The sequence below is a fragment of the Sulfurihydrogenibium yellowstonense SS-5 genome, assembly GCF_000173615.1.
GTDB lineage: Bacteria > Aquificota > Aquificia > Aquificales > Hydrogenothermaceae > Sulfurihydrogenibium > Sulfurihydrogenibium yellowstonense.
The window spans coordinates 1-12,661 of the sequence record NZ_ABZS01000023.1; the positions used below are offsets into that span (position 1 = coordinate 1).

Sequence of the window (12,661 nt, forward strand, 5' to 3'; positions counted from 1 at the left end):
GTGCATAACCTCAGACTGGGGAGTAATTGGGTAGGCTATAGCTATATCAACGTTGGCGCGCTTTATAGCCTCCGCCATAGCTTGAGCACCTGTTATAAACTTTTTCTCTCTTGGAGCTTCTAATAAAAGATAATCCGTATCTACAACTTTTTGCTCTGGCATGTTACTACCTCCTTTTTATTCGCTTTCAGTTATATGCTCATCTTTTTTAGGAATTATTAAGTATAAATACTCTCCATAGTCATCCACGGATAAATTTTCATAAGTTTCGGGTGGCAAGGATGGATTCTCCGGAGGAAGCTTTGGCTCCCACTTTATACCTAACTCTTCTCTGACTTGTACAAGAACATCTTTAAACCTTCTTATTTCATCTGCGTGAACATCTCTAAGAGACACCATGGCATCTTCATGTCCCATCTCCGCACACATAGCTATAGTAAAGCAATTAGTACCCGCTCTAATCATTCTCAAAGATAGGTTGGCATAATGACAATGAACGCCTACAAATATACAGGCTTCTATTTTGTTGTGAAGAATGGTTAGGTTAGGGTGATTTGGGTTTATCTCCGCTTCAGGGTCTATTTTGGGATACTTTGGTCTATAGTCAGGCATAGGTATGATTCTGCAGTTTGGTATCTCCATTGCAAGCTCAAGAACAGCCTTTGCCTTTTCCATAGCACCAGCATTCCATCCCCATAATACGAGAGGTCCTGGGAATATTGTAGGATTCTTTCGTGTAAGCATAGCCTTTGCTGCCTCTCTCATAGCCATCTCTTCATCTACGATCTTGCCATAGAGAAGTGATTTACCCGGTGGTGGGAGTTCAACACCCTCAAAAGCTGGTGGTGTAGGAATATAACCAGCAGGTCCTGGAAGTACTTCCATTTCTAACCTCCTTAATATAAAATTTAATAAAACAGTGTTATAAAATTAGCACGTATTTCTTAACTTGTCAAGTTTAAAAGACATGACATTTATCATTAGTAATTTTAGCCTTTTGAAACGTTGTTTAAATAATTGTTTAAATTACATCTTTTAAATTTTTGGAAATTAAATCATCCATGATTGATATTCTGCCTTACTTTATCCAAAAGTAAAAAATCAGATAACACAGCTTTTTATATATCAAGTTTTATTGCTTTTTTGCGACTAAATATATGTCTTTATATAAATTCGGAAGTGTTCCAAAAAACCAATATCGTTATTTTGTAAGCGACGAATAATCTTATGTTTTTGTTGAATTTCTCACTCAACGTATATATCTTAAGGGTGTTCTAAAATTTTTGTAAGCTCACCTTATCTGTGTCATTCTGATGAAGGAGTCCGTAGGACCTCATCTTTTGATTTTTTGACTTGAAAAAGAAAAATATGAGATTCTTCGCCGGCTACATAACGACAGTATGGATTTTCGGAACAGTCTCACGTATATCTTTATTATATTACGATTATTTATATTATCAAAATAAAACTCTTCAGACTTTAGACTAAAGCTCTGAGGATGTCAGTCAAAGACCGGTTGGTAAGCATTTAAGGAAAGGCAACCTTAGATGTCGTTTTAAGTAAACGGAAGAATATTTTACTTTTATTGAATTTACCATGCGACGAATTTATTTAATAATATATTTTCTTTACTACAGTATAAACATAAACTTAAGCTATAATTACTCTTCTGAATCTTCTATTTCTTCCTGATTGTATTCAAACTCTATTTCTTTTTTAGGTGATATTGTAGTTATCGCATGTTTATAGACTAAAACTTGCCTTGGTCCTTCTTTTAAAAGAATTACAAAATTATCAAAATACTTTATTTTTCCTTCCAACTTAACACCGTTTACCAAATAAACATCGCATCTAACTTTTTCTTTTCTAATTGTATTTAAAAACTTCTCTTGTAGTCTCCCCTTTTTTTCTTTTGCCATAATTTCCTCCTTAAATTGGTATAACTTCTAAAAATTTCCTTGCTAATTCTACAATATAATTATAATCCATTAGTTGATTTTTCCATCTCTCCGGAATCTGCTCTTCACCGTTATAGGCACCTGCAAAAGCTCCTGCGATTAATGCAATGCTGTCTGTATCTCCGCCGTAGTATCCATAAGAGTTTGCAGCTTTAATGATTGTAGTTTCCACATATGACGGTGTTTTTAAAAAGATAAATAGAGCTTGTGAAAAGCTTTCTAAGCAGTAGCTACCATTTCCAAGCTCGTTTATGGCTATCTCATAATCTGCTTCTTTCTTTAAAAGGTCTAACACTTTATGAAGGGATTTTTTGGTTTCAGATTTATGAACGAATTTTTCTAAAAGTTTTATAAAGTATTCATATTCATCTTCTAAATAAAATCTACTTTGAATAAGCTCTCCAATTGCTACGGCTAAAGCTGATGACACATCTAAAACAATCTCATTCCTTGATGTTATCATTGTTAATGTTTTTGCTACTTCTGAGGCTTGGTATGGGTCTTTGTAATAATACATTCCAACAGGTATAGCAACGAGAGAGTGGTCTATTGTAGACCCTTTTAGTGGAGTTTCGGTTCCTTCTATTATAAATTCTATAGCAAGCAAAAAGGTTGGGTCAATGTAAGTGTGGATTTGACCTTTTTCAAGCCATTGAATGTATTTTTCAATTATATATTTTGAATCTATAAATTTTCTTTCAACTATAGATTCTACCATCAATTTTATGATTTCAAATTCGCTTGTATTTTCTCCCGGTCTTAAAAAGTATGATGGGGAATATGGATGCGGAATAAGCAAATCTTTTACAGGCTCACCATAAAACTCTATAACTTCATCAACAGGTAGTTCTTCTACCATCATTCCAAGACTATCACCTATTGCGGCGCCCAAGAGAGTTCCTATTATTTTTTCTTCCATTTTTACTGTCCTTCTGGTCTAAGGGTTGGAAATAGGATTACTTCTCTGATTGAGTAATTGTCTGTAAGCATCATTACAAGCCTATCTATTCCAATTCCCTCGCCTGCTGTAGGTGGTAAACCATACTCTAAAGCGGTTAAGAATGTTTCATCAACGTCCATTGCTTCCTCATCGCCCATCTCTTTTTCTCTGATTTGTTGGATGAATCTTTCTCTTTGGTCCATAGGGTCGTTTAGCTCAGTATAAGCGTTTGCAAGCTCTTTTTTATTTATGATAAGCTCAAATCTTTCTACTAAATCTGGGTAGCTTCTATGTGTTTTTGCAAGTGGTGATAGTATCTTTGGAAAATCTATTACAAATGTAGGCTGGACAAGGTCTTCTTCAACAAAATGTTCAAAAAGTTTATCAAGTATTTTTGCATGGGTTAATGTGTCTGCTTTTGGTATTCCTACCTCTTTTGCAAAATTTCTTGCTTTTTCAAAATCTAAGAAAAATTCTTTATCTTTTCCTGTTTTTTGTTTTAATGCATCAAAAAATGATACTTTTCTAAATGGCTTTTCAAAATCAAGCTCTTGACCTTCCCATGTTATTTTTAACGTTCCTACTGTATCAAGAAGTATTTTTCTAAACAGCTCTTCTGTTAATACCATCAAGTCATTATAGTCTAAGTATGCTGCGTAAAACTCAACCATCGTAAATTCAGGGTTGTGTGTTGTGTCTATTCCTTCATTTCTGAAATTTCTTCCTATCTCAAAAACTTTGTTAAATCCACCAACTACAAGCATTTTTAAATAAAGTTCTGGTGCAATTCTTAGATACAGATTCATATCAAGTGCATTGTGATATGTAATAAAAGGTTTTGCCATGGCTCCTGATGCTACAGGTTGAAGTATTGGTGTTTCTACTTCTATAAATCCTTTACTTTCTAAAAACTCTCTCAAACTTTTTATTGCCTTAGACCTTATCTTAAAGATTTCTCTCGTTCTTTGATTTGCTATTAAATCTAAGTATCTGTATCTGTATCTGTACTCAGTATCTTTTAGTCCATGCCATTTTTCTGGAAGTGGTCTTAAAGATTTTGCTAATATTTCATAGTTATGAACTTCTACTGTAAGCTCACCTGTCATAGTTCTAAATAGATGACCTTCTACGCCAATAATATCTCCAATATCTATTAAGTCCATTGCTTTTTTATAGTTTTCTTCTCTGAGAGTGTCAGCGTTAAAGTATACCTGCAGTTTTCCGTCTGCATCTTGGATGTGTCCAAAAGCAGCTTTCCCTTGGTCTCTGAGTGCTATTAGTCTACCGGCTACTGCAACTTGCTTTTTCTCCGGGTCTTTGTCATATCTATTTTTTATTGTTGATACATCTTCTCCTGCTTCTTCAAATAAAACTTCTTCAGCTAAAAGTGTAAGCTTTCCGTCAATTCTTTTTAATTTTCCTTTGAATGATGCTACTGTATTTGGAGATAATTTTTCTTTTTGAGGAAATACTACTTGAATTTCGTAATGTCCGTTTAAATCTTCAAATCTTATGAAGTAATCGTTTTCCTTTTTTGATACTCTTTTTATTTTTCCTTTTATGACGTACTCTTTATCTTCTGGCTCAAATTCAAGCCCTTCTCTAACAGATTTTAGGTCTGTTGTAATGCTAAATTTATGTGGATAAGGATTTTTTCCTTCTTCTGTTAATTTTCTAATTTTTTCTAATCTGCTTTCTAAAATCCCTTCTGCCATCTATTTTGTACTCCTTCTAAAAATTGATATCTAATAATTATAACTCAATATATTGGCGAGAAAGTAAGAAAGTGAAAGGTAAGGGTAAGACAGTGAGATATAAGAAGTAAAAAGTTTATATGATTTCTATTTAGCTGTACTTTGCTTATTGTATAAGTCATACCAGTTTGGGAAAATTCCGATTTATTTGAATTTATAATATCACAAAAGTATTGTAAAGGTGATTTTTTGTTTAAACTATGATGAGGTTTTTCTATGTTATACCATAGCATATGTTTCAACATTCTTTAATTGAGTTCATGAATATCTTCTAATTCGTAATCATCGCAGTACATCATGAACTCTTCTTGTAATGCTCTATTCATTCTCTCTACATATGCCTGCCCATTTGGATATCTTGGATAGTTAGGAGTTAAAATAATGTTATGTCTAAATAAAATTATAAGGAGGAATGATAATGGATAAAAAAGAATACTTTGAAAAAATATTAGACAGAACCGCTGAGGAATTAGTAAAAGAACTTTTCCCAAATGGTATAGCAACTCAAGAAAAGATAGGTATAAGAAAGCTTTTAGAATCCGTTGTAGAACTGATTATGAACCAAGAAAGAAATTTCTTTCTTGAAAATGACGATGATAACAAAGCAAATGGGTATTATGAAAGAAGTCTAAATACTGGTTCTTTCAAGCTTAACATAAATGTCCCAAGAGATAGAAAAGGTAGGTTTAGACCACAAATACTGCCTGACCCTTATAAAAGAGTTAATGAAGATTATATAAACCTTCTTATGAGTTTAGTATCCATTAGAAAAGCTTCTGCTTATGTAGTTCTTTAAAGTAGATTTACAAGGAAACAAAGATATATTTGGATTTTACACATTTTTCAGCAGTGAAAATAAAGCAGATTGGATAAAAGTATTCAATGATTTGATAGATAGAGGACTAAAAAGGATAATGCTTATAGTAAGTGATGATTTTCCTTCAATATCAAAAGCCATAGAAACACTATTTCCTTATACAGACCATCAGCTATGTTTAGTAGTCCATTTACAAAGAAATGTAAAAAGTCAAATGGGTAAGGAAGATTCGCAAACATTTAACAAAGAACTGAAAAACATAAAAGAAAACAGCTTAGATTATGAAGATGGATTAGAAAAATTAGATGATTTATGTAATAGATTTAAATCTAAATATCCAAACTTCATAAAGCATATTCAATCTAATAAAGAGAGATAATTTAAAGAATGGAAAATGGAAAAACCTATACCTGTTTTTAAAGGAGCTTCTTATGAAACTTTACAATTGTTTAATAAAAAGTTTTCAATCCAGACACAAAATTATTGACAAGTCTCTTCCTATATTTCTTTTAGAAAGTTTAAAGAACGTTAAAATTGACAATAGAAGTACGAGTATAAGATGAGATTATTCTTTAAGCTTATGAACGACGATTACATTCCGTAGCTACTAACATTAACATCACACATCTCACAAACTAAATTCTGATTTAAAATACTTACAAAAAAGATTTAGGAGATTTAATGGAGACTAAGAAAATATACAAATTCATAATTTTAATGGGTTTTGTTAGTCTGTTTGGAGATACAGTATATGAGGGAACAAAAGGAATCGCTGGACCTTATTTATACAGTCTTGGAGCATCATTATTTATAGTAAGTTTTACAGCAGGGCTTGGAGAATTTTTAGCTATGCTTTAAGATTTATATCCGGCTATTTTTCAGATAAATATAAAACATACTGGATTTTTACATTCATTGGATATGGATTAATAGCATCTATTCCACTTTTAGCACTGGTTGATAGATGGGATATAGCAGTTTTATTTATTCTCTTAGAAAGAATAGGAAAAGGAATTAGAAGTTCTGCAAGAGATGCGATAATCTCTTTTGCAACAAGCAATATAGGAAGAGGGTTAGGATTTGGAATTCATGAAGCTTTTGATAGATTAGGTTCTATTATAGGACCGCTGATATTCATAGCTTCTTTTGGATTAACCGGGAGTTATAAAATAGGTTTTCTTGTTATGCTTATTCCTTTTATAATGCTAATGATGTGTTTGATTTTAGCATATAAAATATTACCTAATCCCTCTGTTATGGAAAAATCACAGGATAAACAATATGACTCAAAAATCCTTTACATGTATATGTTTTTTAGTTTTTTTGCTATCGTCTCCTTTCCGCAGTATCCGGTAATTTCTTATCACTTAAAAATGCACAATATTTTTAGCGAACAAATAATAGTTTTACTCTATACTGTCACAATGGTCTTTGATCTAATTTTCTCATTATTGGTAGGAAAGTTTTATGACAAATGGAAATTTAAAGTTTTACTTTTAGTGCCTATTGCAACGTTTGTACTACCAATTTTTGCGTTTCAAGATTCAAAATTTTTAGCAGTTTTAGGAATTGTTTTGTATGGTTTTATTATGGCTTTTCATCAAAGTGTTATGAGGGCCGCGATAGCTGATTTAACTTCTATTTCTAAAAGAGGAACTGTTTATGGTTTGTTTAATCTAATTTTTGGAGTTGGTTATCTTTTAGGTGGTATCTTTATAGGCTACCTATACAATTTTGGCTATTTTTATATAATGATTTTTGCTTTATTGAGCCAGATTTTTTCGATGTATTTTTTAATAAAGCTAAATCATAGATATTAAAGCTGATTAATATGCGTCGGTTGAGAAATAAGTAGTCTTAGGTAGCATTTAAAAAGAAGATCCTTTTGACTAAAGTCCTAAGCATGACAGAGAAATAAAGGTAGAGACAATTCATGAATTGCCATTACAGAAGTTAGGAGTATAGCATCGTTATTCTGCAGCAGGCGAATAATCTCCTGCTTTTACTGAATTTTCTTACCCGAATTATATTAAAAATTTTTTTTAAATTCTAATATGGTCTTGATAAATCAAACAATGTTATATTTTTATTGACAAAAAAATCAAACAATGTTATATTTTTTATGTAAAAAATTTTTAGGGAGGTATGAAAAATGTCAAAGGCAACCATTGTATGGTCAAAAATTGATGAAGCACCGGCTCTTGCAACCTATTCTTTACTACCAATCATGAGAGCTTTTACGAAAGGTGCGGACATTGAAATTGAGCTAAGGGATATTTCCTTAGCAGGAAGAGTTATATCGTTATTTCCAGAGTATTTAAGAGAAGACCAAAGAATTCCTGATGAGCTTTCTTACTTAGGAGAACTTGTTTTGAGACCAGAAGCTAATATTATGAAGCTTCCAAACATCTCAGCATCTATTCCTCAGCTTATAGAAGTAATAAAAGAATTACAATCTCAAGGATACAACCTTCCAGATTTTCCAGAAGACCCAAAGACAGAAGAAGAGAAAGCAATTAGAGAGAGATACTTGAAAGCTGTTGGGTCTGTAGTTAACCCTGTTTTAAGACAAGGAAACTCAGACAGAAGACTTTCTAAATCTGTTAAAGAATATGCTAAAAAATACCCACATAAAATGAAAGATGTTAGCCCTAACTCCAAGGCTCATGTAGCTCATATGACCGGCGGAGATTTTTATGAAAACGAAAAATCAATTACTATCAAAAAAGATACAACATTAAGATATGAGTTTGTTAACAAAAATGGAGAAGTTAAAGTATTAAAAGAAGGTGTTAAGGTTTCTGTTGGTGATGTTGTAGATGGAACGTTCTTAAGCAGAAGAAAGTTAAAAGAATTTTATGAAAAAGTAATTGAATTAGCTAAAGAAGATGATATTCTCTTTTCTTTACACGTAAAAGCAACAATGATGAGAGTCTCTGACCCTGTATTGTTTGGAGATGCTATAAGAGTTTACTTTAAAGAACTATTTGAAAAGTATGGAAAAGAACTTGAAGAGATTGGATTTAATCCAAATAACGGTCTTTCAGATTTAGAGGCTAAGTTATCCAAGTTGCCGGAAGATAAACAAGCTGCAATCAAGAAAACAATCGAAGAAATCTACCAGAAAAGACCAAGAATGTATATGGTAGATTCAGACAAAGGAATTACAAACTTACACAGACCAAATGACGTAATAATTGACGCATCTGTTCCGGCTGTTATTAAAAATGGTTTACAAGGCTGGGGTCCAAAAGGTGAAGAGGATGACTGTGTAATCACAATTCCGGATAGAAGCTATGCAAGAATGTATAAAGAGATAGTTGAAGATATCAAAACTAACGGACAGTTTGACCCTGCAACCGTCGGAAGCGTTGCGAACGTAGGTTTAATGGCAATGGGAGCTGAAGAGTATGGTTCTCACGACAAAACATTCTTCCCACCAGAAGATGGAAAAATCAGAATCGTTGACGAAGATGGTAATGTGTTAATGGAACATGAACTTGAAGCAGGAGATATTTATAGAAGCTGTATCACAAGAGATATAGCAATCAGAGACTGGATAAAATTAGCTGTTAACAGAGCAAAGGAAAGCGGCGAGCCAATAGTATTTTGGCTTGATAAGTACAGAGCTCACCACAGAGAACTTATAGAAAAAGTAAAAGAAGAGCTTCCAAAATACGATTTATCTGATGTTGAGTGGTATATCAAATCTCCAGAAGATGCTATGAAATTTACATTAAAAAGATTTAGAGCTGGTTTAAATACTATTTCTGTAACCGGTAACGTTTTAAGAGACTACTTAACAGACCTATTCCCAATCATTGAGGTAGGTACATCAGCAAGGTCTTTATCAATCGTTCCATTGATTGCTGGCGGTGCTGTATTTGAAACAGGCGCTGGTGGTTCTGCTCCTAAGCACGTAGAACAATTCTTAAAAGAAGGACACTTGAGATGGGATAGCCTTGGAGAGTACCTTGCATTCGTAGAATCATTAAGATTAGCTTACAAACAATTAAAAACACTACATGGAAAGGATAATCCAAGAATATTAATTCTTGCAGAAGCCTTAGATAAAGCAATTCAAAAATATCTTGAAAATAATAAAACACCAGGAAGAAAAGTTGGTCAACTTGATACCAGAGGTTCTCATTTCTACCTTGCTATGTATTGGGCAGAAGCTTTAGCTGCTCAAGGCAAAGACCCAGAATTGGCTAAGAAATTTGAAAAAGTGTTTGCTGACTTAAAAGAAAATGAGCAAAAAATCCTTCAAGAAATAGCTGATTCTGAAGGTAAGCCACAAGACATAGGCGGATACTACCATCCAGACGATGCAAAAGCTGAAAAAGCAATGAGACCAAGTGAAACATTCAACAGAATAATAGATTCTATATAAAGCATTCAACACTCCCCCTCCCTTAATGGGAGGGACTTTAACTATCTAATTTTAGAGAATACTCTTCAATTTAAAGGCCATAACAGTCAAAAGTTGATTGACAGGTATCAGAGAGAGGACAATCTTATTTGTCAACCGACCAAGAATCTCCTGCTTTTATTAAATTTCTCATCCAAGATATCGATAGAGATAATCTAATATCAATTTATCAAACATAAGCTAATTTTTAAACTTTTCTCATTCCAGCATTTTGAGTTAGAAATTGAAGAAAAGTAAGCAGATGAGAAAACAGAAGTTCTCTTTTTTAGCTTAAGCATGAAATAGCTACCAAAGGAGCTTTCATTAACAATAGACAACCCTAAGAGTCTTGAAATTTTTTTAAATTTTTTGAAAATGTTATGACTTATACAACTGCCTGGGCCGCTAATTATTTATAAATAAACCTCTAATCCATCTTTTCTTTTAACTTGTATTACCGCTGGTCTTGGAATTGGGCAGTTGTCGTTTAGATACGGCCATTTTGTAGCATTTAAATCTCCTTCTCCCGGGTGTTGGATTGCACAGAAAAATATTTTATAATCATCTGAAAACTCAGGACCGCATATTTCACAGTTTGGCACGCCTGATAAAAACATCTTTAACTCTTTTGTAAATGGATTTAGTACATAAACACCATCATTAGATTTTAATCTATCTAATCCAGGATTACCGTCAGTTGCTATCCATACATTGCCAACTTTATCAATGGCTATGTTGTCCGGTGCTGATATTGGCGGTACATCAGACTTAGCAAGTTGTCCGTAGATAAAAAGCTTGTTATTGTAAGAGCTTGCTTTTGGGTCTCCACACATCAAAGCTATTCTCCAATTGAATTTTGTTGAAGTAGGATTATGATTTTCTTCGATGATTTCTATAATATGTCCCATAGTATTTTCCGGTCTTGGGTTTGCTGCGTTTGTTTCTGATGCTTTTCTTTTTTCATTGTAAGTCATAACAGCAAAAACAGATTTAGTAATATAGTTATACTCCACGTCTTCCGGTCTGTCCATTTTTGTAGCGTTTAATAAATCAGCAGCCTTTCTTGTGTAGATAAAACACAGGACAGGGTCTTCTTGGAATATGTTTGGTAGCTTTGGATTTGGCTTTATTATATACTTTCCATTTTCTAAGTAAGCTGATGCAATTTCTACCCATTGCCCTGTAAAGTCATCGTTAAACACAGCCACGTATAGCGTTCCTTCATCTAACAGGTTAAAATTTTTCTCTCTATCATTTGGGTCAAACTTGTTTTTAGTTACAAATTTGTAAAGATACTCATATCTTTCATCATCTCCCATGTAAACTGCTACTCTCCCATCTTTCCCGATAGCAGTATTTGCTGCCTCATGCTTAAACCTTCCAAGGGCTGTTCTTTTGATCGGTGGTCTGTTTGGGTTTAAAGGGTCAACCTCGACAACCCAGCCAAATCTATTTGCTTCGTTTGGTTCTTTTTCAACGTTAAATCTATCGTAGTACTTATAAAATCCGTAATAATCATGATATTTAATATCCGGAACACCGTATCTTTGATGGATTTCAACAACTTTATAATCTGTCATTTTTTCTGGCTCTATGTTTTCTAAATCTCCTCCAAAGTAAGAATGGAAGTTTTCCTCACAGGATAAAACCGTTCCCCATGGAGTTTTTCCCGCTGAGCAATTAGCAATAGTTCCATACACAAACTCGCCGTTTGGGTCGTAAGATGTTTGGAGAAGTTTATGTCCTTTCGCAGGTCCGGATATTAAAGCTTTTGTTTCTGCTGTTATCCTTCTGTTAAATTTATAGCCTTTTACATACTCAAAAAATCCATCTTTGTTCTTTTTAATCTCAACTATAGAAAGCCCATGAGCCTGAATCATAAAATCAACCTCTTCTTTCGTTGGCTGATTTCTTAGAAAATAATCCTTAAACATGATTTCTGGGTTAGTGTACTCATGATTTACAACCAAAAGAGTTTTATCTTTAAAGTTAAAAAATCCTACAAAATCATTATTGTATCCAAAACAGTACTTTTGCCTTTCAACATCATGGTTAGATGCTTTTTCAAAAACATTCTGATAGTTTATTCCATCGTTGTTATCTAAAGGGTCTCCCCATTTGATTAAAATTTTCCATTCATAACCCTCCGGAATCGTTATTTCATCTTTTGTATCAGGATAAATGGTTCTAAAAGATAAGTTTTTATAGTTTTTTACAGATGTTTGAATATTCTTAGAATATCCAATGTTAAACAGTCCAGAAAGTCCTAATATCCCGCCAATCTTAAATAAATCTCTTCTTGATATTGCTTTTTCTAAAATGTCTCCAAAGTAGTTTTCCATGATTTAAGACCTCTCAAAATTATTTCATAATTAGAGATTTTGCCAATTTATCTTCTAATTGATTATTTAATATATTTGCAACAATATTTATTGCCTCTAATGGGTTTGACATGGGTTTACAGTAAAAAAATCCTTGATGGTAATCTATACCTAAATCTGACAGTATTTTTGCCTCTTCAAAACTTTCAATACCTTCTGCTATCAAGTAAGTATCAAATTTATAGGCTAAAAAATTCATAACTTCTAACATTTTAAGCTTTTTTTCATTCTTGTCAGCATCTTTTATTAAAACACTTGCTAACTTTAAAAAGTTGAAATCTATATAAACCAATCTATCAAAGTTAGAATGCTCTGTTCCAAAGTCATCTATAGCTATATTAAGACCAAACCCTTTATAATTTTTTACAACGCTTAAAAGGTTTTCAGTAATATTTATTTT

General features: G+C 32.9%; 9 protein-coding genes and 3 pseudogenes. 4 read left to right on the forward strand and 8 right to left on the reverse strand.

The annotated features are described in order from the left end of the window. The 6 genes and pseudogenes from SULYE_RS08165 to SULYE_RS08805 all read right to left on the reverse strand — a co-directional run. Positions 1 to 162 (reverse strand): annotated as a pseudogene (locus tag SULYE_RS08165) (ferredoxin oxidoreductase); the annotation flags it as partial. Between the two features lie 15 nt (positions 163 to 177). After that, positions 178 to 885, reverse strand: a complete 708-nt coding sequence (locus SULYE_RS01660) for a carbon monoxide dehydrogenase beta subunit family protein (protein WP_007545875.1) — start codon at positions 883 to 885, stop codon at positions 178 to 180. Between the two features lie 776 nt (positions 886 to 1,661). Continuing rightward, positions 1,662 to 1,919, reverse strand: a complete 258-nt coding sequence (gene hfq / locus SULYE_RS01665) for an RNA chaperone Hfq (protein WP_007545876.1) — start codon at positions 1,917 to 1,919, stop codon at positions 1,662 to 1,664. 10 nt (positions 1,920 to 1,929) lie between these two features. Further along, positions 1,930 to 2,877 carry an ADP-ribosylglycohydrolase family protein gene (locus tag SULYE_RS01670; RefSeq protein ID WP_007545877.1) on the reverse strand — a complete coding sequence of 316 codons (948 nt, stop codon included), beginning with the start codon at positions 2,875 to 2,877 and terminating at the stop codon, positions 1,930 to 1,932. A 2-nt stretch (positions 2,878 to 2,879) separates the two neighbouring features. Further along, positions 2,880 to 4,613: a lysine--tRNA ligase gene (lysS, locus tag SULYE_RS01675; RefSeq protein WP_007545878.1), complete on the reverse strand. Its 1,734-nt coding sequence runs from the start codon at positions 4,611 to 4,613 to the stop codon at positions 2,880 to 2,882. Positions 4,614 to 4,762: 149 nt separating this feature from the next. Then, positions 4,763 to 5,020 (reverse strand): annotated as a pseudogene (locus SULYE_RS08805) (integrase core domain-containing protein); the annotation flags it as partial. Positions 5,021 to 5,070: 50 nt separating this feature from the next. On the opposite strand from SULYE_RS08805, the pseudogene SULYE_RS08810 reads away from it, so the two are divergent. The 4 genes and pseudogenes from SULYE_RS08810 (at position 5,071) to SULYE_RS01690 (ending at position 9,862) form a co-directional block, all read left to right on the forward strand. Next, a pseudogene (locus SULYE_RS08810) lies at positions 5,071 to 5,956 on the forward strand (transposase). A gap of 194 nt (positions 5,957 to 6,150) precedes the next feature. Then, positions 6,151 to 6,327 (forward strand): hypothetical protein, encoded by a 177-nt coding sequence (locus tag SULYE_RS08170; protein ID WP_007545882.1) that lies wholly within the window; start codon positions 6,151 to 6,153, stop codon positions 6,325 to 6,327. A gap of 44 nt (positions 6,328 to 6,371) precedes the next feature. Then, entirely contained in the window at positions 6,372 to 7,289 is a 918-nt protein-coding gene (locus tag SULYE_RS08175; protein WP_232178541.1) for an MFS transporter, read from the forward strand. A 332-nt stretch (positions 7,290 to 7,621) separates the two neighbouring features. Next, positions 7,622 to 9,862, forward strand: a complete 2,241-nt coding sequence (locus SULYE_RS01690) for an NADP-dependent isocitrate dehydrogenase (protein ID WP_007545884.1) — start codon at positions 7,622 to 7,624, stop codon at positions 9,860 to 9,862. A gap of 431 nt (positions 9,863 to 10,293) precedes the next feature. On the opposite strand, the gene SULYE_RS01695 is transcribed toward SULYE_RS01690, so the two are convergent. Next, positions 10,294 to 12,222: a PhoX family protein gene (locus SULYE_RS01695; RefSeq protein WP_007545886.1), complete on the reverse strand. Its 1,929-nt coding sequence runs from the start codon at positions 12,220 to 12,222 to the stop codon at positions 10,294 to 10,296. A 19-nt stretch (positions 12,223 to 12,241) separates the two neighbouring features. Continuing rightward, on the reverse strand, positions 12,242 to 12,661 hold a 420-nt coding region (locus SULYE_RS01700), incomplete at its 5' end, for an EAL domain-containing protein (RefSeq protein ID WP_007545888.1).